We start from the raw sequence: 20,021 nt of genomic DNA, 5'->3' as shown, positions 1-20,021 counted from the left end.
TCTTCACCCCTCGGAACAGGGTCACTTCCGCGTACCCGCAGCACGCCTGCGGCAGCACATCTGCGCGCGGCGGCCGATCCGCATTCCGGGGCACTCCCGTACCCCGAACGGCCGCAGCGCCGTATCCGCGTACGGGCACACCGAAGCCATTCACACCTGCCTGCCGGGAGATACCGCCATGTCCGCAACCCTGTCTGCGTCCCTTAACTCTGGCACTGCTGCCGCCGTCACCGCCGCCGTCACCTCTGTGGCCGGGGGCCCTGCCTGTGCCGAGCCGCTGGCGGTCCTCGGCCGTGAGGTCACCGTGCCGCTCGTCACCGGCGGCGAGGTCACCTACGCCGCCCTCGACTACGCGGCCAGCGCTCCCGCGCTGCAGCGGGTCTGGGACGACGTGGCCGCGTACGCCCCGTACTACGGCAGCGTCCACCGCGGCGCCGGGTACCTCTCGCAGCTCTCCACCGACCTGTTCGAGCAGAGCCGGGTCACGGTCGCCCAGTTCCTCGACTGCCGCCCCTCCGACCAGGTGATCTTCACCCGGTCCACCACCGACTCCCTCAACCTGCTGGCCGCCGTGCTCCCGGCCGACTGCCAGGTCTTCGTCTTCGAGACCGAGCACCACGCCTCGCTGCTCCCGTGGACGAACGCCCAGGTCACCTACCTCAACGCCCCCCGCACCCCGGACGAGGCCGTCGCCACCCTGGAGCGCGCACTCGCCGACCGCACGGCATCAATTGAAGAGGGCTACGGCCCGGCGCTGGTCTGCGTCACCGGCGCCTCCAACGTCACCGGCGAGCTGTGGCCCGTCAAGGAACTCGCCGCCGCCGCGCACGCCCAAGGCGCCCGCATCGTCCTGGACGCCGCCCAGCTGGCCCCGCACCACCCCGTCTCCGTCCAGGACCTCGACGTGGACTGGGTCGCCTTCTCCGGACACAAGCTCTACGCCCCCTTCGGCTCGGGCGTGCTCGCCGGCCGCGCGGACTGGCTCCAGGAGGCCGACCCGTACCTCGCGGGCGGCGGCGCCTCGCGCAAGGTGGCCCGCCGTGAGGACGGCGGCGTGGACGTCGAGTGGCACACCACGGCCGCGCGCCACGAGGCCGGCTCCCCGAACGTCATCGGCGTCTACTCCATCGCCTCCGCCTGCAAGGCGCTGAAGGAAGCCGGCTTCGAGACCCTCGTCGCCCGCGAGCAGCGCCTCATCACCAAGGTCCGGGCTGGCCTCGCCGAGGTCCCGGCGGTCCGCGTCCTGTCCCTCTTCGGCGACGACGCCCCCCGCGTCGGCGTCATCTCCTTCGTCGTCGACGGCTGGAACAGCTCGCACTTCGCGGCCGCGCTCTCCGCCGAGTACGGCATCGGCGTCCGCGACGGCCTGTTCTGTGCGCACCCGCTGGTCCGCACCCTGCTCGGCAGCGAGCCGCAGGCCCAGGGCGAGTGCGGAGCCCCGGAGGCGGCCCCGGGGGAGCGGTCCCTGAACGCGATCCGCGTCAGCTTCGGCGCCGGCACCCCCGACGAGCACGTGGAGCGCTTCGTCCGCGCGGTGAAGGAGCTCGTCGCGGACGGCGCCAAGTGGCAGTACCGCACCGAAGAGGGCCGCTGCGTCCCCGCGGTCTGAGAGGTGACGGGGCATGACCTAATGGGACCCGATCCCGACTGGCCGCGCCCTGGTGGGCGAACCGCCAGCCCATGACACCCGCGCAGGCCCGGCCCACGCCCTCATCTGCGCGGCCGACTGCGAACCGTTCAAGGGGTACGGGGGCGACGGCGATGTCCACTGGAGCCCGTCGGCGGCCCGGGACTGGTGGCGGGACCGTGCCCGGGTCCGGGAACGGGCGATGGCCGGACCGCGGGGGCCGGCTGCCCTGCGGGGGCTGTCCCCTACCCGCCCTTCCACCATCCCCCAGACTCCGTCCGGGGGGACCCCCAGCAGGGCTCCGCCCTGACCCGGTCCTCAAACGCCGGACGGCTGGATTGGCGCGCCCGGGCTCGGTGCCGGCTGAAGCCCGGGACGGTCGCCCGAGACCTGCTGACGTTCCCCGGCCGGCCAGGCCCTACGCGTCGAGGCCGATCGCGAAGGCTGCTTCCAGGTCGTGCTGGGAGTACGTGCGGAACGCCACGTGCGTGTCCGTCGCCTCGACGCCCGGGATCTTGCTGATGCGGCCGGGGATGATGTCGGCCAGGTCCTCGTGCCGGGACACCCGGACCAGCGCGATGAGGTCGTAGGTGCCCGTGACCGAGTAGACCTCGCTGACGCTGTCCAGCGCGGCGATGGCCTCGGCGATCTCGGGGATCCGGTCCACGCTGGTCTTGATGAGCACGAGTGCGGTGATCACGGTTGGCTCTCTCCCTCGACGGCAGTCACTGGTCGGCTCACTCTAGTCCCACCCCGGTAGCGGGCCCACGCGTAGAGGAAGCCCACCGAGAAGCCCACCACGTGGGCCAGATAGGCGACTCCCGGCCCGCTCGCCGCCCGGTGCGCCGCCAGCCACTGCAGGCCGAACCAGAACATCAGCACGATCCACGAGGGGAAGCGCAGCGGCAGGAAGAAGAGGAACGGGAACAGGCTCGTCACCCGCGCCTTGGGGAAGAGGTACAGGAAGGCGCCCAGGACCGCGGAGATCGCCCCGGAGGCCCCGACCAGGGTCTGGTCCGAGGAGGCGTAGGCCGCGGCGTACGCCGCCAGGGCCAGGTAGCCCGTACAGACGTAGAAGCAGAGGAACCCGGCCCGGCCCATGCGCCGCTCCGTCATCGCCCCGAAGACGTAGAGGAAGAGCATGTTGCCCAGCAGGTGCAGCCAGCTCCCGTGGACGAACAGGGCCGTGAGGGGAGTGAGCGCCACCCGGCCCGAGCCGGTGAAGAGCTCGTCGGGGACCACGCCCCAGCGCCGGAAGTACGCCGTGCCCGTGGCCAGGAGCTGATCGCCCGTCCCGTAGACCGGGTTCAGCCCCGACGCCGGGCTCAGCACGAACACCACGCAGCAGCCGGCGATCAGCGCATGGGTGATCACCGGGCCCCGGGCGGCGTCGCGTACGGCCTGCCACCTTACGATCATGCGAACGAGCATGACCCAGCCGGGCCCACCAGCGGGCGCGGCAGGCCGTAGGGTTACGAGCTACGCGCGCACGCGCGCACCACCCGTGACGACACGGGAGGGTGCGGCGCTTGCGCCATGTGAGCGATAGAAGGAGAGAGCGGCCTGATGACGGTTCCCCTGCCGACCGACACCACCCGGTGGCGCTGCACCCTGTGCGGCAACCTCACGCGCTTCGACGTCACCCGTTCGTCGAAGGTAGTGGAGTACGTCCACCTGGACCTCGCCGGGGAGCCCAAGGTCGAGGAGCGCGAGGTGGTCAATGAGACCATCGAGTCGGTCCGCTGTCGCTGGTGCAACGCGGTGGACCAGATCGAGCTCGTCGACAGGCCGGGCGCGGACTCCTGACGGAGCCCCGCCCACAGGTGAATGACGGTAGGGGTGACGGATTGTGGAGCCAGCAAGCGGCGCTGAGCCGGCCGACGCGGCCGGCGACGCCGCCGAGGTGCTCGACCGCCCGCTGCCGGAAGGCGTGCGGCGCCGGGTCGTCGCACTCGTCTCGGACGCCTTCGGCGGGCTGACGGTCGCGGACCTCCCGGCGCAGTTGCGCCAGTACGCCCGTTTCACCCCGACCCGGCGCGCCAAGTTCGCGGGCAACGCCATGGCCACGGCCGTGGAGAGCGACCCCGTCTTCCGGGGCCGGGTCGCCGAGAAGCTCCGCGAGGCGCAGGCCGGCCTGGCCTCCGCGCTGGAGTCGGGCGCGCCGCCCGCCGCCGCCGATCCGCTGGACGTGGCGGCCGCCGCGTACGTGCTGCGGCCGGCCGGCTGGGTCAAGCTGGTCGCCGCCGCGGGCGAGGAGGCGCAGCGCGCCGACGCCGAGCGGGTCGACGAGGAGGCCCGCCGCGAGATGGAGCGGCTCCGCGAGGAGCTGGCCCACGTACGGGAACTGCAGCGCACGGGCGTCGACCAGGTGCGGGCCGAGCTGGAAGCGGCGCGCAAGGAAGCGGAATCGCTTCAGCGCAAGCTGCGCAGCGCGCTGAGCGACGTCAAGCGGGGCGACGCGGCCCTGCGCAAGATCAACGCGGAGGTCGACGGCATCCGTGCCGAGGCGGCCGCCCAGGTGACCACCGCCGAGAGCGAGACCCGGCGGCTCAAGTCCCGCCTCGCGGAGGTGGAATCGGCGCTGGAGACCTCGCGCCGGGCCACCCGCGAGGGGCGCAGCATCGAGGACATGCGGCTGCGGCTGCTGCTGGACACCGTGCTGGACGCGGCCGCGGGACTGCGCCGGGAGCTCGCGCTGCCGCCGGTCTCCACACGGCCCGCCGACACGGTGGAGGCGGTGGAGCCGGGCCGGATGACCCCGAAGGACATCGCTGCGCGCGCCCTGTCGGAGACCGACCCGGCGCTGCTGGACCAGCTGCTGGCGCTACCCCAGGCCCATCTGGTGGTCGACGGCTACAACGTCACCAAGACCGGTTACCCGACGATGCCGCTGGAGAAGCAGCGCCTGCGGTTGCTGGGCGGGCTGTCGATGCTCGCCGCGCAGACGGGCGCCGAGATGACCTGTGTCTTCGACGGGGCGGAGCTGGCGGCCCCCGTGCTGCTCGCGCCGCCGCGCGGGGTGCGGGTGCTGTTCTCCAAGGCCGGGGTGACGGCGGACGAGCTGATCCGCCAGCTGGTGCGCGCCGAACCGTCGGGCCGTCCGGTGGTGGTGGTCTCCACCGACCGCGAGGTCGCCGACGGGGTGGCCAAGGCCGGGGCGCGGCCGGTGGCGTCCGCCTTGTTGCTGAAGCGGCTTTCGCGCGTTTCGTAACTGCTGGGCCCAATGCCGGAATTGGCAGGGCCTTGTGGGAACGTACCGTCAAGTCATCGACACAGAGCGTGCGCTGTAGGTAAAGAACCTGGTCGGACAGCGAATTTTTTGCCGACAGGATTTGAACTGATCACAGAAGGGTCACTAGGGTCAGTCAAACCTTCGTGCGGTAGTTCACTCATTCGGGGTGGCAGCGAGGGTGTCGCCGAGTCTTGCGTTCTTCGGCGGCTCTAGGAAGAAGGAGATCGCCTTCGTGGCGTCCCACCGTCGACCCAAGCAGCCGACCCGCATGCGCACGACCGTGCTCGGCGTCACCGCGGCAGCCGCCGTGGTCCTCTCGGGGCAGGCCGCTCACGCCGCCCCCGCCAAGCCGAGCAAGGACGAGGTCAAGGCCAAGGTCGACGCCCTCTACGAAGAGGCGGAGCAGGCCACCGAGAAGTTCAACGGGGCCAAGGAGCGCCAGGACAAGCTCGAGACCGAGATCGGGCAGCTCCAGGACCAGGTCGCCCGCGGCCAGCAGGACCTCAACGCGCTGCGCGGCACGCTCGGTTCGATGGCCAGCGCCCAGTACCGCAGCGGCGGCATCGACCAGTCCCTCGCGCTCTTCCTCTCGGCCGACCCGGACAGCTACCTCGACAAGGCCTCCACGCTGGAGCAGCTGAGCGGTCAGCAGGTCGAAGCGGTCCAGAAGATCCAGGCCAAGCAGCGCACCCTCGCGCAGCAGCGCCAGGAGGCCGCGGGCAAGCTCACCGACCTCGAGGCCACCCGCAAGGAGCTCGGCGAGAAGAAGAAGGCCTCCTCGGACAAGCTCGCCGAGGCTCAGGCCCTCCTCAACACCCTGACCGCCCAGGAGCGGGCGGCGATCAAGGACGAGGACAGTCGCGCCAGCCGCGGCGCCGGCCAGCGCGTCCCCAACCTCGGCAACGTGAAGCCGTCCGGCCGGGCCGGCGCCGCCCTCGCCGCCGCGCAGACCAAGATCGGCAGCGCGTACATATCGGGTCACGAAGGCCCCAACTCGTTCGACTGCTCGGGTCTGACCCAGTGGGCGTACAAGCAGGCGGGCGTGAACATATCGCGCGTCACGTACACACAGGCCAACGACGGCACCCGTATCGGCAGGAGCCAGCTCCAGCCCGGTGACCTGGTGCTCTTCTACGGCGACCTGCACCACATCGGCCTGTACGCGGGCAACGGCATGGTGCTGCACGCGTCGAACCCGCGCGGCGGCGTCAAGTACGAATCCATCAACAACATGCCGTTCCAGTTCGGCGTCCGCATCGGCTGACGCCCCGGGCCCGCCCGCTCCGGGCCCGCACCGCCTCGCACCGCCTCGCTCCACGCCCGTCCGGACGCGCCGTACGCCGCCCATCCGGGCGAATTCCGAGGCCCCGCTCTGACCACACGCCCCGCCGGTGACCTGCGTCTCCGACGGGGCGTCACTGTGCGTGCCCACCGCCGGTCGTTGGCCGGTGCCCTCGCGCGCGGCTACTGTCTGCCAGCGCGGAACCCCGGCACACGGCCGTCCACGGAGGGCGGACCCGGGTCCCGCTCAGCAGGAGGGAGCGGTTTCACGTGGCGTCCCATCGCCGGTCCGGGCCCAGCGCCCTCGACCGGAACACCAAGGTCACCGTCCTCACCGCCGCCGCGGCGGGAGCAGCGGCTCTCATGTCGGGCGCACCCGCCGGTGCGGCCCCCGGCCTCCCGCAGGAGCCCTCCGCGGGCACCCGCGCCCAGGTCGACCGGCTCTTCGAAGAGGCCGAACAGGCCACCGAGCGCTTCAACCAGGCGGGCGAGCGCGCCGGCCGGCTCCGCGCCGAAGTCGACCGGGTCCAGGACGCGGTGGCCCGCGGGCAGGACCGCATCAACACCATGCGCGGGGTGCTCGGCGCCTACGCCGGAGCCCAGTACCGGGCCGGCGGCATCGACCCCGCCGTCGAGCTGATGCTCTCCGACGACCCGGACGACTACCTCGCCAAGGCCGCGGCCCTCGACCGGCTGTCCGGCCGCCAGGCCCGCCAGCTCGACGACCTGCGCTCCGAGCAGCGCCGCCTCGGCCAGGAACGCCAGGAGGGCTCCCGCAAGCTCGCCGAACTGGACGCCCTGCGCGCCGAGGTGGCGAAGGAGAAGCGCGCCGTCACCGCCAAACTCGCCGCCGCCCGCCGGCTGCTGAACGCGATGCCCACGCAGGAGCGCGCCGACTTCGACCGGGCCTCGCGCTCCGGCGGCCGCCCCGACGCCCTGCCCGAGCTCCCCGACGCCGCGGCCTCCGGACCCTCCTCCGGCCGCGCCATGACCGCCGTGATGGCGGCCCGGTCCGCCGTCGGACGGCCCTACGTCTGGGGGTCCACCGGCCCCTCCGGCTTCGACTGCTCCGGACTGATGGTGTGGTCGTACCGGCAGGCGGGCGTCGCCCTGCCGCGCACCTCGCAGGCGCAGCGGCACGCGGGGCGGCGGGTGCCGCTGTCGGAGGCGCGCCCCGGGGACCTGGTGACGTACCGCTCGGACGCCAGCCACGTCGGCATGTACGTCGGCAACGGCCAGGTGGTGCACGCCCCGTACCCGGGGGCGCGCGTGCGGTACGACCCGGTCGGGATGATGCCGGTGTCCTCGGTGACCCGGCCCTAGGGGCTGTCGTCACATTCCCGTCGTCGCCCGCAGACGGGAATGTGACGACAGCCCCCTGAGCGCGCTGCGTACGATCGGGTGATGCTCCCGGTCCTGGGCCGTACCCCTCGCCGTACCCCTCGTCGGCGTTCGCGCGCACTGCCGCTGGTGCTGCTCTGCCTGCTGCTGCTCTGGGTGCCGCTCGCCGGATGCGGCTCGGGTTCTCCTTCCGGTTCCGTTTCGGGAGTCCGTGCGGCGGACCCCGTCGAACGGGAGGTCCGGCGGGCCGTCGCCGACTGGGCGGCGGCCCCGCCGGCGGCCCTCGCGGCGATCCCGCTGGAGGGATGGTCGTACGAGGTCTCCGCGGTCCGGATGGAAGGCGAACGGGCCTTCGTGCGCGCCGAGCTGCGCTACCGGCTCACCGGCTACGACGCCGCCCCGGCCGGCTCCGCCCGCGAGGTGGAGCTCACCCGCGACGGCGGCGCCTGGGCGGTGACCGCCGACCGCCCCGCCCCGGGAGCCCTGCCGCAGCTGTGGGACCAGGGCCCGGTGTCCGTGGAGCGCGGGGCGCACGCCCTGGTGCTCGGCGGCGCCGGCCAGAGCTCCGGCTCCCTCTCCGAGATCGCCGCCGAGGCCGACAAGGCGGTGCCCGCGGCGAGCGCGGCCTGGCCGCGGCCCTGGGCGGGCCGGGTGGTGGTGCTGGTCCCCGGCTCGCTGGACGCCATGGCGGCGCTGCTGGGGCGGCCCGCGGACGAGTACCGGGGCCTGGGCGCCGTCACCACCGGGCGGACCGGGGCGGGCCCCGCCCCCGCAGACCGGGTCGTGGTGAACCCGGAGGGGTACGGGCAGCTCACGGCGGAGGGCCGCCAGGTGATCCTGACCCACGAGACCACCCACGTGGCCACCCGGGCGGCGACCACCGCCCGGACCCCGCTCTGGCTCTCCGAGGGCTTCGCCGACTGGGCCGCGTACCGCGACAGCGGCCGCACCCCGGCCGAAGCCGCGCCGTCCCTGGCGCGCGCGGTGCGGCGGGGCGACGTGCCGGGGGAGCTACCCGCGGCCGGGGCCTTCGCCTTCGGCGGGGACCCGGACGCACTGGCGCGGGCCTACGAGGGCTCCTGGCTGGCCTGCCGGCTCGTCGCCCACCGGTGGGGAGACGCTGCCCTGGTCTCCCTGTACGAGAAGTCGGGCCGGGAGTCCCTCCCGACAGCGATGGAGGACACCCTGGGGACGGACCCCGCGGGGCTGACGGCGGCCTGGCAGCAGGAACTGCGCCGGGAGTTCCGCTAGCCGCACGGTTCGGGGGCCGCGTGCGGCGCCGTTCCCGGGGGCCAGCCCCCGGACCCCCGCTCCTCAAACGCCGGAGGGGCTGCATTTTGGCCGGCGTCGGCTCACAGGTGCACGCAGCGGATCGTGCGCGCGGCGGGTCCGGATTCTTCCCGGAGCGGGCCTGCACGTGTGGGCTGGGGCAGGCCAAAATCCAGCCCCGCCGGCGTTTGAGGCGCGGGGTCTGGGGCGGAGCCCCAGGAGGCCTCGGGCGCAGCCCCGGCTCCGCCGGTCCGGCCCGTCCCGCAGGGCCTCGCTCCGCAGGTCCAAGCCCCGCAGGGTCCGGTAGGGTCGGCAGGCGATGGACAAGACGCTGATCGTGACCAACGACTTCCCGCCGCGGCCGGGGGGCATCCAGGCCTTCCTGCACAACATGGCGCTGCGCCTGGACCCGGACCAGGTCGTGGTCTATGCCTCCACCTGGAAGCACTCGGCAGAGGCCCGCGCCGCCACCGCCGCCTTCGACGCGGAGCAGCCCTTCCAGGTGGTCCGCGACCGCACGACGATGCTGCTGCCGACCCCCAGGGTCACCCGCCGGGCCGTGGGCCTGCTGCGCGAGCACGGCTGCTCGTCGGTGTGGTTCGGCGCCGCGGCCCCGCTGGGCCTGATGGGTCCCGCGCTGCGCCGCGCCGGCGCGCGCCGGATCGTGGCGACCACGCACGGGCACGAGGCGGGCTGGGCGCAGCTCCCGGTCGCGCGCCAACTGCTGCGGCGCATCGGCGAGGGCACGGACACCCTGACCTACCTGGGGGAGTACACCCGTTCGCGGATCGCCCCGGCCCTGACGGACCGGGCGACGGCGCGGATGACGCAGCTCCCGCCGGGGGTGGACGAGAAGACCTTCCATCCGGAGTCGGGTGGCGCGGAGGTCCGGGCGAGGCTGGGCCTGACGGACCGGCCGGTGGTCGTCTGCGTCTCGCGGCTCGTCCCCCGCAAGGGCCAGGACACGCTGATCGAGGCGATGCCGCGGATCCTGGCGGCGCTGCCGGACGCCGTCCTGCTGATCGTGGGCGGCGGCCCCTACGAGGCCGACCTGCGGGCACTGGCCGGATCGACCGGGGTCGCGGAGTCCGTCGTCTTCACGGGAGCGGTCCCGTGGTCCGAACTGCCCGCCCACTACGGGGCCGGGGACGTCTTCGCGATGCCCTGCCGGACCCGCCGCGGCGGCCTCGACGTGGAGGGCCTCGGCATCGTCTACCTGGAGGCCTCCGCCACGGGCCTGCCGGTGATCGCAGGCGACTCCGGCGGCGCCCCGGACGCCGTGCTGGACGGGGAGACGGGCTGGGTGGTTCCCGGCGGAGCCCCGGCCGAGACCGCGGAGCGGGTCGTCGCCCTGCTCCGGGACCCGGCCCTGCGCGCGCGCATGGGCGAGCGCGGCCGTGCCTGGGTCGAGGAGAAGTGGCGCTGGGACCTGCTGGCGGAGCGCCTGCGCGAGCTGCTGTAGCGCGCCGCGCGCGCCGGCCGGGGGTCCCCTTTCCGTACGGAGGGGGGATTATCGCCCCCCAGGGCCCGATCGCGGGCAGAGTCGATCAAATCGCACGGGCCGCGGCGGGGCCCGCCTACGGTCGAGCCATGTCTGACTGTTACTCAGAAGCGTGTCAGTGCGGGTTATGGCCGGTTGAGCGGAATCCGCTCATGATGCGGCCATGACACCAAACCTGACACGCCGTCATGTTCTCGGTCTCGGCGCCCTCCAGACCGCGGCGGCCCTCGGCTTCACCCGGATCGGCCTGCAGTCCGCGGCCGCCGCCGAGCCCGCGGCCGCGACGTACGCCCCGGCCATCGTCGTCGGGTCCGGCTACGGATCCGCCGTCGCCGCGCTCCGCCTCGGGCAGGCCGGCGTGCGGACCGTCGTTCTGGAGATGGGCCGGCTCTGGGACACCCCGGGCGCCGACGGGAAGATCTTCCCGGCCACCTCCGCCCCCGACCAGCGCTCGATGTGGTTCCGCAACCGCACCGAGGCCCCGCTCGCCCAGTTCCTCTGGCTGGACGTGGTCAACCGCAACATCAGCCCGTACCCCGGCGTCCTGGACCGCGTGAACTACGGCGACATGTCGGTGTACGTGGGCCGCGGCGTCGGCGGCGGCTCCCTCGTCAACGGCGGTATGGCGCCCACCCCGAAGCGCTCGTACTTCACCGAGGTCATGCCCCGGGTCGACGCCGACGAGATGTACGGCACCTACTACCCCCGGGCCCGCGCCATGCTCGGGGTCAACGACATCGACCCGGCCTGGTTCGAGTCCACGGAGTGGTACCGCTTCGCCCGGATCTCCCGCAAGCACGCCCAGAAGACCGGCCTGAAGACCACCTTCGTCCCCAACGTCTACGACTTCGAGTACATGAAGCGCGAGGCCGCCGGGACCGCCACCAGGTCGGCCCTCGCCGGGGAGGTCATCTACGGGAACAACCACGGCAAGAAGAGCGTGGACAAGACCTACCTCGCCGCCGCCCTGGGGACCGGGAACGTCACCATCGAGACCATGCAGCGCGTGGTCGGCGTACGGCAGGACCCGGCCGGCGGCTACGTCCTGACCGTCCAGACCAGCGACCTCACCGGCCACGTCACCCAGGTCCGCGAACTGGGCTGCAAGCAGCTCTTCCTCGGCGCCGGCAGCCTCGGCACCACCGAGATCCTGCTGCGCGCCCGCGAGACGGGCACCCTGCCCGCCCTGAACGACAAGGTGGGCCTCGGCTGGGGCCACAACGGCAACGTCATGACCGCCCGTGCCAACCACCTGTGGGACACGGTCGGCGCCAACCAGGCCACCATGCCCGCCCTCGGCATCGACGACTGGGACAACGCCTCGAACCCGGTCTTCGCCGAGATCGCCCCGCTCCCGATGGGATTCGAGCACTGGATCTCGATGTACCTGGCCATCACCAAGAACCCGGAGCGCGGGCACTTCACCTACGACGCCGCCAGCGATTCGGCGAAGCTCCAGTGGACCCGGGACCAGAACACCCCGTCCGTCCAGGCCGCCAAACGGCTCTTCGACCGGATCAACCGGGCCAACTTCACCATCTACCGCTACGACCTCTTCGGCGACAACAAGAACTTCGCCGACAACTTCACCTACCACCCGCTGGGCGGCTGCGTCCTCGGAGACGCGACCGACGACTTCGGCCGCGTCAAGGGCTACCAGGGCCTCTACGTCACCGACAGCTCGCTGATCCCCGGATCGCTCGGCGTGAACCCCTTCGTGACCGTCACCGCCTTGGCGGAGCGGAACATGGCGAGGGTCCTCGCCGAGGACCCTCGCTAGCTCCGGGGGATACGCACTAGCCCCGGGGGATGGGCACTAGCCCCGGTAGAGGGCTTCGATCTCGTCCGCGAAGTCCTTCGCCACCACATTCCGCTTCAGCTTCAGCGAAGGCGTGATGTGCCCGGACTCCTCCGTGAACTGGGAGGGCAGAATGCGGAATTTCCGCACCGATTCCGCCTTGGAAACCGCCGCGTTGCCGTCGTCCACGGCCTTCTGGACGGCGGCGATCAGCTCCGCGTCCTCGCGCAGCTGGGCCGCCGTCGAACCGGCCGGCTTGCCGTTCTCCGCGGCCCACCGGCCCAGGAACTCCTCGTCGATGGTGACCAGCGCCGCCACGAACGGCCGCGCGTCGCCGACCACCATGCACTCCGCGACCAGCGCGTGCGCCCGGATCCGGTCCTCGATCACCGCGGGCGCCACGTTCTTGCCGCCCGCCGTGACGATGAGTTCCTTCTTGCGCCCGGTGATCGCCAGGTAGCCGTCCTCGTCGAGCGTGCCGACGTCACCGGTGTGGAACCAGCCGTCGGTGAGCGCGTCGGCGGTGGCCGTCGGGTTGTTCCAGTACTCCTTGAAGATGTGCTCGCCGTGCAGCAGCACCTCGCCGTCGTCGGCGATACGCACCACGGAGCCCGGGAGCGGCTGGCCGACCGTACCGATCTTCGTCTTGTCCCACGGGTTGAAGGCCGTGGCGGCGCAGGACTCGGTCAGGCCGTAGCCCTCCAGCACCGTGAAGCCGATGCCGCGGAAGAAGTGGCCGAGCCGCTCGCCCAGCGGGGCGCCGCCGGAGATCGCGTACTCGCCGCGCCCGCCGAGGACCGTGTGCAGCTTGCTGTAGACCAGCTTGGAGAAGACCTTGTGCTTCAGCTTGAGCTTCAGGGACGGCCCGCCCGGCAGGTCCCGCGCACGGCTGTACGCGATCGCCGTCTCGGCTGCCGCGTCGAAGATCTTGCCCTTGCCGTCGGCCTGGGCTTTCGCGCGGGCCGAGTTGTAGACCTTCTCGAAGACGCGCGGCACACCGAGGATCAGCGTGGGCCGGAAGGACTGCAGCTCGTCGGTGAGGTTCTTGATGTCCGGTACGCAGCCCAGCCGGATCGGCGCCAGCACGGCCGCCACCTCCACCAGGCGGCCGAACACGTGCGCGGCCGGCAGGAAGAGCAGCACGGAGCACTCGCCGGTCCGGAAGAGCGGACGCAGCCGGGCCACGATGTTCCCGCACTCGGCGAAGAAGCTGCGGTGGGTCAGCACGCAGCCCTTGGGGCGGCCGGTGGTGCCGGAGGTGTAGACGATGGTGGCCGGGTCGTCGGCGCCCGCGAGAGCGCTGCGCTCGTCGACCTCGGCGTCGGAGACCTCGGTGCCGGCCGCCTTCAGCGCCTCCAGGGCGCCCTGCTCGATCTCCCAGACCTCGCGCAGCTCCGGCAGCCGGTCGCGCAGGGCGGCCACGGCCGCGGCGTGCCCGGGGGACTCCACGACGACGGCGACGGCGCCGGAGTCGCCGAGGATCCACTGGATCTGCTCGGGGGAGCTGGTCTCGTACACGGGGACCGCGACGGCGCCCGCGCTCCAGATCGCGAAGTCGATCAGCACCCACTCGTAGCGGGTGCGGGAAATCAGGGCGACCCGGTCGCCGGGCTTGATGCCGGCCGCGATCAGGCCCTTCGCCGCGGTGCGGACCTCGGCGAGGAACTGCGTCGCGGAGACGTCCTGCCACGCGCCGTCGACCTTGCGGGCCATGACGGCGGTGTCGGGATGCTGCGCGGCATTGCGGCGGATGAGATCCGTCAGGTTCCCGTCCGACGGGACCTCGTACAGGGCCGGAAGGCTGAACTCGCGCAAGACTGCTGCTCCTCTGGGCGCCATCGCCACCATGTGGACCGACCGGACGTTACCCACCGGTAGTGGGTTCCGGATAGAGGGAACCGGCCAGATGTTCCATGCGTCACAGTCGCGGCCGTGTCCTACCGAGAGTAGTCGACCCGGTTTGCGACTCGGAAGTAACCGCAGGTCCGGCCGCCTGGCCCGAATCGCTACCCACGGTGGCCAAGCGCCCCTAGGGTGGCCGCATGGGTGGCTCTATGGGTGGAACGAAGAACCGGACACGAATCCACGTCGTCAGCGACGTCCACGGCAACACCGAGGCCCTGGCGCGGGCCGGGGAAGGCGCCGACGCGCTGATCTGCCTCGGCGACCTCGTCCTCTTCCTCGACTACGCCGACCACTCGCGCGGCATCTTCCCCGACATCTTCGGCGTGGAGAACGCCGACCACATCGTCGAACTGCGCACCGCCCGCCGTTTCGAGGAGGCCCGGGACTTCGCCCGCGGACTCTGGACCGGCCTGGACCGGGAACGGCTCGTCGAGGGCGCGGTCCGGCGCCAGTACGCCGAGATGTTCGCCGCCTTCCCCCGGCCCACGTACGCCACGTACGGAAACGTGGACGTCCCCGGGCTCTGGCCCGAGTACGCCGGCCCCGGCCTCACCGTTCTCGACGGGCAGCGGGCCGAGATCGGGGGCCGGGTCTTCGGCTTCGTCGGGGGCGGACTGCCCTCGCCGATGCGCACGCCCTACGAGGTGCCCGAAGAGGAGTACGCGGCCAAGGTGGAGGCGCTGGGCGAGGTCGACGTGCTGTGCTCGCACATCCCGCCGGAGGTGCCGGAGCTCTGCTACGACACCGTGGCGCGGCGCTTCGAGCGGGGGAGCGGGGCGCTGCTCGCCGCGATCCGCCGGATGAAGCCCCGGTACGCGCTCTTCGGCCACGTGCACCAGCCCCTCGCCCGGCGGATGCGGATCGGCGCCACCGAGTGCGTGAACGTCGGGCACTTCGCGGCCACGGGAAGGCCGTGGGCCCTGGAGTGGTGAGGTCTTGACGCGCGATAGCCTTCACGCGGCGGCCCCGAACCGTCCGCACACTTCCTCGAACTCCCCCCGGAGGAGCGACCGCGATGGCGGAACACACCAGCTCGAGCATCATGATCGAGGCGTCCCCGGCCGACGTCATGGCCGTGATCGCCGACTTCGCCCGCTACCCGGAGTGGACCGGCGAGGTGAAGGAGGCCGAGGTACTGGCGAAGGACGACGCCGGCCGGGCCTCCCTCGTCCGTCTGCTGCTTGACGCGGGCGCGATCAAGGACGACCACACGCTGGCATACACCTGGCCGGCCGAGAACACGGTCAGCTGGACGCTGGACAAGTCCCAGATGCTCAGGCAGCTCGACGGGTCCTACCAGCTGGCGCCGGTCGCGGGGGGTGCGCGCACCGAGGTGACGTACTCGCTGACGGTGGACGTCAAGATCCCGATGCTCGGCATGATCAAGCGCAAGGCGGAGAAGGTCATCATCGACCGGGCGCTGGCCGGCCTGAAGAAGCGCGTGGAGAGCGGCCGCACGCCTTCTTGACGCACCCCTCGCACCGCTGCGCCGGACTCCGTCCGGCGGTGGCTGGGCGGTGCTGGCGCGACGGCCGCCTGTCGCTGGGGCCGGTGGGCGTGTGCGGCTGGGTCGGCCCTGCGGGGCTGGGTCCCCTACCCGCCCTTCGCCCGTTCCCCGGGCTGCGCCCGGACCCTTGCCGTGTGCGGCGCCGTTGCCGGGGACCAGTCCCCGGACCCCTGCGCCTCAAGCGCCGGCGAGGCTGAAGTTTCCAGCCCGCGGGCGTTCACGTTCAGGCTGACGCCGGCCAAATCCAGCCTCGCCGGCGTTTGAGGCGCGGGGGTCCGGGCGCAGCCCGGTACCCCCTCCCAGCCCGTCCGGCGTTTGAGGACCGGGGTCCGGGCGGAGCCCGGGGAACGGGCGAGGGTCGCTGCGGGGACTTCGCCCCGCGCAGCGGCGAGGGTCGCTGCGGGGACTTCGCCCCGCGCAGCGGCGAGGGTTGCTGCGGGGACTTCGCCCCGCGCAGCGGCACACCGCAGCCAGGGTTGCGCGTACCGGGCCGGCGCCGGCACGGGGGCCCGGGGTCCGGGGGGGGGGGCTCCAGGGGCGTGGCAGGCTGGCCGCGGCCAGCATCCTCAGCCCCGCCGGGGATCAGGGGCCACGCACACGCGGAGCTAGGAGCAGCAGCATGCACACCCTTCTCGTCACCGGCCCCGGCGGCGCCGGGCGGAGCACCGTCGCCGCGGCCACCGCACTCGCCGCCGCACGGCAGGGCCACCGGGTGCTCCTGCTCTGCGCCGGCCCCGGCGACCCGCCCGTCGCCCCGGAAGGCACGCTGAGGGTGGCCCGCGTCGACTCCGGCGAGGAGTTCCGCCAGGAGCTCGTCTCGCTCCAGGAGCGCGGCTCCGCGGTGCTCGGGATGCTCGGCGCCCGCCCCCTGCACGCCGACGAGATCACCGAGCTGCCCGGCGCCGAGCAGTTCGCCCTGCTCCGCGCCCTGCGGCGGGCCGCGGACGAGCCCGGCACCGACCTCGTGGTGGTCGACCTGCCCCCGCTGCACCAGGCGATCACCACCCTCGCCCTCCCCGCCCAGCTCCGCCGGTACCTCGCCCGGCTGCTTCCCGCGGAACGCCAGGCGGCCCGCGCCCTGCGCCCCGTACTCGCCCAGCTCGCCGGTGTCCCCATGCCCGCGCAGTGGCTGTACGAGGCCGCCGCCCGCTGGGACGAGCACCTCGCGGCCGTCCAGGACGTCCTGGAGGCCCCCACCACCTCCGTACGGCTCGTCGCCGAGCCGGGACCCGCCGCCGACGCCGCGCTGCGCCTGGGCAGGCTCGGGCTCGCCCTGTACCGGCTGCCCGTCTCGGCGCTCGTCGCCAACCGGATGCTGCCCGCCGGATCCACCGACCCGTGGCTGGCGGGACTCGCCGCCCAGCAGGAGAAGTACGCCGCCCAGTGGGCCGGGGACGAGAGCCGTCCGGTGCTCCCCGTACCCCACCTGGGCCGGGACCCGCACGGCCCCGAGGACCTCGCGGAGCTCGCCCCGGCCCCCGCCCCGGCGATCGCGCCCCGCCCCGCCTGGGCCGTCGAGGACCGGCTCGCCGAGGACGGGGTGCTGCTCTGGCGGGTCCCGCTGCCCGGCGCCGAGAAGCGCGAGCTCGGCCTGGTCCGGCGCGGTGACGAGCTGCTGCTCACGGTGGGCCCGTACCGCAGGATCGTTCCCCTGCCCGCCGCGCTGCGCCGCTGCACGGTCTCCGGGGCCGCCCTCGCCGACGGCGAGCTCCGCATCCGGTTCACCCCGGACCCGGACCTGTGGCCCCGGAGCGGCGAGAAGGCGTAGCCGGCGGCCCGGAGGGCTCCGGGCCCTGGGGGGCGTACCACCGTTCGGGTAACGTCGGAGGTAGTAGGAGTCCGCACCGTGCAGGAGTCCGTACCGCACGCCCAGCCGCCGCCGCAGGAGAGTCCGCCATGAGCGAGGCCACCGACCGCCCCACCGATGCCTCCGCCGATCCCGCCGGGGACGACGCCTGGGCCGAGGCATGCGCCGAGGACCTCGCCGCCGAGCGGGAGCGCCGCAGGTCCGAACAGGGCGCCTCCGCGGGCGCCGGCACCGGGACCGCCGCCGAGGAGCTGTTCAAGCTCTTCGAGGCCGTCGCGGACAAGGTGTCCGACAAGGTCTCCGCGCTGAACAACCCGCTGTTCGGCGCCGCAGCGCAGGGCGCCGTACGGCAGTTCGTCAACCAGGCGAAGACCGCCGCCAAACCCGTCGTCGAGCGCAACCCCGAAGTCTTCGACCACCTCGCGGCGGCCGGCTCGGAGCTGCTCGCCGCCTACCGCTCCGCGGTCGAGGGCCACGAGCGCCGCTGGACGCGCGACGAGCCGGCCCCCGGGCGGGGGAGCGGGACCACCGGGAAGGCCGCCGGGAACACCAAGGACCCCCGTGACGAGGGAGACGGCGGCCCGGCCGAGCGGATCGATCTCGACTGAACCCCGCCCTCCCTCGGGTACGGTTGACAGCGGCGGGGTTTGACCGGAAACCGAGGGACTAATGGGACTCACCATCGGCGTCGATATCGGCGGCACGAAGATCGCGGCCGGCGTGGTCGACGAAGACGGCACCATCCTTGAGACGTACAAGGTGCCCACCCCGCCGACCCCGGACGGAGTGACGGACGCGATCTGCGCCGCCGTTTCCGAGGTCAGCGCCAGCCACACCATCGACGCGGTCGGCATCGGCGCCGCCGGATACGTCGACGACAAGCGCGCGACCGTACTCTTCGCGCCGAACATCAACTGGCGGCACGAGCCGCTGAAGGACAAGGTCGAGCAGCGCATCGGCCTGCCCGTGGTCGTCGAGAACGACGCGAACTGCGCCGCCTGGGGCGAGTACCGCTTCGGCGCCGGCCAGGGCCACGAGGACGTCATCTGCATCACGCTCGGCACGGGCCTGGGCGGCGGCATCATCATCGGCAACAAGCTCCGGCGCGGACGCTTCGGCGTGGCCGCCGAGTTCGGCCACATCCGGGTCGTCCCGGACGGCCTGCTGTGCGGCTGTGGCAGCCAGGGGTGCTGGGAGCAGTACGCCTCCGGGCGCGCCCTCGTCCGGTACGCCAAGCAGCGCGCCAACGCCACCCCCGAGAACGCGAAGGCGCTGCTCGCACTCGGCGACGGCACCCCCGACGGCATCGAGGGCAAGCACATCAGCGAGGCGGCCCGGGCCGGCGACCTGGTGGCCATCGACTCCTTCCGCGAGCTGGCCCGCTGGGCGGGCGCCGGCCTCGCGGACCTGGCCTCGCTCTTCGACCCGTCGGCCTTCATCGTCGGCGGCGGCGTCTCGGACGAGGGCGACCTGGTCCTCGACCCGATCCGCAAGTCCTTCAAGCGCTGGCTGATCGGCGGCGCGTGGCGCCCGCACGCGCAGGTGCTCGCGGCACAGCTGGGCAGCAAGGCCGGCCTGGTCGGCGCGGCGGACCTGGCGCGCCAGGGCTGAGCCCCGCGGCAACCCGTATCGACGGACTGCCCGCCGCGCCCCCTGGGGTGCGGCGGGCAGTCTCGTTATGTTGCCGGGTATGGAACTGGAACTGGAACGCGCCGAGCTGCCGAACTCCCGTACCGAAGCCGATGGTTCCGCCGTGATCCGGGTGCTCTCCTACAACGTCCGCTCGCTGCGCGACGACGAGGACGCGCTGGCGCGGGTGATCCGCGCCTGCGCGCCGGACCTGGTGTGCATCCAGGAAGCACCGAGGTTCTTCCGGTGGCGCAAGCACGCGGCGCGGCTGGCCGCGAAGTGCGACCTGGTCGTCCTGTCGGGCGGCGCGACGGCGGCGGGACCGCTCCTCCTGTGTTCCCTACGGGCCTTCGTGGAGCGGACCGAGGACATCCTGCTGCCGTTGACGCCGGGCCGCCACCGGCGCGGCTTCGCCACGGCGGTCGTACGCCTGGGCGGGGTCCGGGTCGGGGTGCTGAGCGCGCACCTGTCCCTGGACGGGCCCGAACGGCTGGCCCAGTCAGAGCTGCTCCTGGAGCGGCTGGCCGGGATGGACGTGCCGTACGCGATCGCGGCGGGGGACATCAACGAGGGGCCGTCGGGGGCGGCCTTCCGCCGGCTGGCGGGGGCCCTGCAGGACTGCCGGGTGGTGGCGCCGTGGGGTGGGGAGCACACGTGGGTGCGGTCGTCGCCGCCGCGGCGGATCGACGCCGTCTTCGCCAGTGCGGGGGTGGAGGTCCTCGCCTGCGGTGTCCCTTCGGGGCTGCCCGGAGTCACCTCCGCGGACCTCGCCCGCGCGACGGACCACCTCCCGGTCCTGGCCGCCCTCCGGCTGGCACCTTCTTAACGCGCGGCTCGCGCGGTGCGGCCCCTTGGGGGCCTTACCGGCTTCGCCGCGCTGCGCCGGACTCCGTCCGACGGGGGCCGGTCGGGGCTGCCACCACTGCCGGCCCGGCTTGGGGTCCGGTGGGCGGGTGCGGCTGGGTCGGCCCTGCGGGGCAAGCTCCCCTACCCGCCCTTCGCCCGTTCCCCGGGCTTAGCCCGGACCCGTTGCCGCGTGCGGCGCCGTGGCCGGGGGCCGGCCCCCGGACCCCCGCTCCTCAAACGCCGGAGGGGCTGGATGTGGCCGGTGCGGGTTGGATGGC

At 73.1% G+C, this 20,021-nt stretch carries 17 protein-coding genes; 14 read left to right on the top strand and 3 right to left on the bottom strand.

The features are described 5' to 3' along the window. Positions 1-178: 178 nt before the first annotated feature. Complete coding sequence (locus AC3IYI_RS10675) at positions 179-1,609, top strand: aminotransferase class V-fold PLP-dependent enzyme (RefSeq protein WP_489409948.1); 1,431 nt, start codon at positions 179-181, stop codon at positions 1,607-1,609. Positions 1,610-2,045: 436 nt separating this feature from the next. Here AC3IYI_RS10675 and AC3IYI_RS10670 read toward each other — a convergent pair whose 3' ends face one another. Together AC3IYI_RS10670 and AC3IYI_RS10665 are read right to left on the bottom strand one after the other, a co-directional pair. Next, positions 2,046-2,327, bottom strand: coding sequence for an Lrp/AsnC family transcriptional regulator (locus AC3IYI_RS10670; protein ID WP_243330042.1), 282 nt, complete (start codon positions 2,325-2,327; stop codon positions 2,046-2,048). Further along, complete coding sequence (locus AC3IYI_RS10665; RefSeq protein WP_489409947.1) at positions 2,324-3,046, bottom strand: rhomboid family intramembrane serine protease; 723 nt, start codon at positions 3,044-3,046, stop codon at positions 2,324-2,326. The genes AC3IYI_RS10670 and AC3IYI_RS10665 overlap by 4 nt, the downstream gene beginning before the upstream one ends. A gap of 147 nt (positions 3,047-3,193) precedes the next feature. Here AC3IYI_RS10665 and AC3IYI_RS10660 point away from each other — a divergent pair, with 147 nt between their 5' ends. From AC3IYI_RS10660 to AC3IYI_RS10630, 7 genes are all read left to right on the top strand, one after another. Further along, entirely contained in the window at positions 3,194-3,433 is a 240-nt protein-coding gene (locus AC3IYI_RS10660) for a hypothetical protein (protein ID WP_008738811.1), read from the top strand. A gap of 40 nt (positions 3,434-3,473) precedes the next feature. Continuing rightward, positions 3,474-4,838 (top strand): NYN domain-containing protein, encoded by a 1,365-nt coding sequence (locus tag AC3IYI_RS10655; RefSeq protein WP_489411498.1) that lies wholly within the window; start codon positions 3,474-3,476, stop codon positions 4,836-4,838. Between the two features lie 253 nt (positions 4,839-5,091). Beyond that, entirely contained in the window at positions 5,092-6,123 is a 1,032-nt protein-coding gene (locus AC3IYI_RS10650; protein ID WP_489409946.1) for a C40 family peptidase, read from the top strand. A gap of 287 nt (positions 6,124-6,410) precedes the next feature. Beyond that, entirely contained in the window at positions 6,411-7,463 is a 1,053-nt protein-coding gene (locus AC3IYI_RS10645; RefSeq protein ID WP_489409945.1) for a C40 family peptidase, read from the top strand. 81 nt (positions 7,464-7,544) lie between these two features. Continuing rightward, positions 7,545-8,732, top strand: a complete 1,188-nt coding sequence (locus AC3IYI_RS10640) for a hypothetical protein (protein WP_489409944.1) — start codon at positions 7,545-7,547, stop codon at positions 8,730-8,732. Between the two features lie 337 nt (positions 8,733-9,069). Further along, entirely contained in the window at positions 9,070-10,212 is a 1,143-nt protein-coding gene (locus AC3IYI_RS10635) for a glycosyltransferase family 4 protein (protein WP_489409943.1), read from the top strand. A 202-nt stretch (positions 10,213-10,414) separates the two neighbouring features. Beyond that, entirely contained in the window at positions 10,415-12,031 is a 1,617-nt protein-coding gene (locus tag AC3IYI_RS10630; protein ID WP_489409942.1) for a GMC oxidoreductase, read from the top strand. 36 nt (positions 12,032-12,067) lie between these two features. Here the strand turns inward: AC3IYI_RS10630 and AC3IYI_RS10625 are convergent, their stop codons facing one another. Then, positions 12,068-13,864 (bottom strand): AMP-dependent synthetase/ligase, encoded by a 1,797-nt coding sequence (locus AC3IYI_RS10625; protein WP_489409941.1) that lies wholly within the window; start codon positions 13,862-13,864, stop codon positions 12,068-12,070. A gap of 227 nt (positions 13,865-14,091) precedes the next feature. Here AC3IYI_RS10625 and AC3IYI_RS10620 point away from each other — a divergent pair, with 227 nt between their 5' ends. The 6 genes from AC3IYI_RS10620 to AC3IYI_RS10595 all read left to right on the top strand — a co-directional run bounded on the left by AC3IYI_RS10620 (position 14,092) and on the right by AC3IYI_RS10595 (position 19,723). Continuing rightward, the gene (locus AC3IYI_RS10620; RefSeq protein ID WP_489409940.1) at positions 14,092-14,886 is read left to right on the top strand and encodes a metallophosphoesterase family protein; all 795 of its coding nucleotides are present in this window, start codon (positions 14,092-14,094) and stop codon (positions 14,884-14,886) included. A gap of 83 nt (positions 14,887-14,969) precedes the next feature. Next, entirely contained in the window at positions 14,970-15,422 is a 453-nt protein-coding gene (locus AC3IYI_RS10615) for an SRPBCC family protein (protein ID WP_489409939.1), read from the top strand. A gap of 658 nt (positions 15,423-16,080) precedes the next feature. Then, positions 16,081-17,229, top strand: a complete 1,149-nt coding sequence (locus AC3IYI_RS10610) for an ArsA family ATPase (RefSeq protein ID WP_489409938.1) — start codon at positions 16,081-16,083, stop codon at positions 17,227-17,229. A gap of 128 nt (positions 17,230-17,357) precedes the next feature. After that, positions 17,358-17,876, top strand: coding sequence for a DUF5304 domain-containing protein (locus tag AC3IYI_RS10605; protein WP_489409937.1), 519 nt, complete (start codon positions 17,358-17,360; stop codon positions 17,874-17,876). A 61-nt stretch (positions 17,877-17,937) separates the two neighbouring features. After that, a complete protein-coding gene (locus AC3IYI_RS10600) occupies positions 17,938-18,879 on the top strand; it encodes an ROK family glucokinase (protein WP_489409936.1) in 942 nt (313 codons plus the stop codon). A 79-nt stretch (positions 18,880-18,958) separates the two neighbouring features. After that, entirely contained in the window at positions 18,959-19,723 is a 765-nt protein-coding gene (locus AC3IYI_RS10595) for an endonuclease/exonuclease/phosphatase family protein (protein ID WP_489409935.1), read from the top strand. The last annotated feature ends 298 nt before the right edge of the window (positions 19,724-20,021 follow it).

The sequence above is a fragment of the Streptomyces sp. GL_148 genome (assembly GCF_057834205.1).
The sequence above is the reverse complement of the archived record's forward strand: the minus strand, read 5'-3'. Positions and strand labels throughout refer to the sequence as shown.

Coding starts and splice junctions, on each gene's coding strand:
- AC3IYI_RS10595 (WP_489409935.1), top strand. CDS start 18,959: ATGGAACTGGAACTGGAACGCGCCGAGCTGCCGAACTCCCGTACCGAA.
- AC3IYI_RS10675 (WP_489409948.1), top strand. CDS start 179: ATGTCCGCAACCCTGTCTGCGTCCCTTAACTCTGGCACTGCTGCCGCC.
- AC3IYI_RS10615 (WP_489409939.1), top strand. CDS start 14,970: ATGGCGGAACACACCAGCTCGAGCATCATGATCGAGGCGTCCCCGGCC.
- AC3IYI_RS10600 (WP_489409936.1), top strand. CDS start 17,938: ATGGGACTCACCATCGGCGTCGATATCGGCGGCACGAAGATCGCGGCC.
- AC3IYI_RS10640 (WP_489409944.1), top strand. CDS start 7,545: ATGCTCCCGGTCCTGGGCCGTACCCCTCGCCGTACCCCTCGTCGGCGT.
- AC3IYI_RS10630 (WP_489409942.1), top strand. CDS start 10,415: ATGACACCAAACCTGACACGCCGTCATGTTCTCGGTCTCGGCGCCCTC.
- AC3IYI_RS10660 (WP_008738811.1), top strand. CDS start 3,194: ATGACGGTTCCCCTGCCGACCGACACCACCCGGTGGCGCTGCACCCTG.
- AC3IYI_RS10610 (WP_489409938.1), top strand. CDS start 16,081: ATGCACACCCTTCTCGTCACCGGCCCCGGCGGCGCCGGGCGGAGCACC.
- AC3IYI_RS10620 (WP_489409940.1), top strand. CDS start 14,092: ATGGGTGGCTCTATGGGTGGAACGAAGAACCGGACACGAATCCACGTC.
- AC3IYI_RS10635 (WP_489409943.1), top strand. CDS start 9,070: ATGGACAAGACGCTGATCGTGACCAACGACTTCCCGCCGCGGCCGGGG.
- AC3IYI_RS10605 (WP_489409937.1), top strand. CDS start 17,358: ATGAGCGAGGCCACCGACCGCCCCACCGATGCCTCCGCCGATCCCGCC.
- AC3IYI_RS10665 (WP_489409947.1), bottom strand. CDS start 3,046: ATGATCGTAAGGTGGCAGGCCGTACGCGACGCCGCCCGGGGCCCGGTG.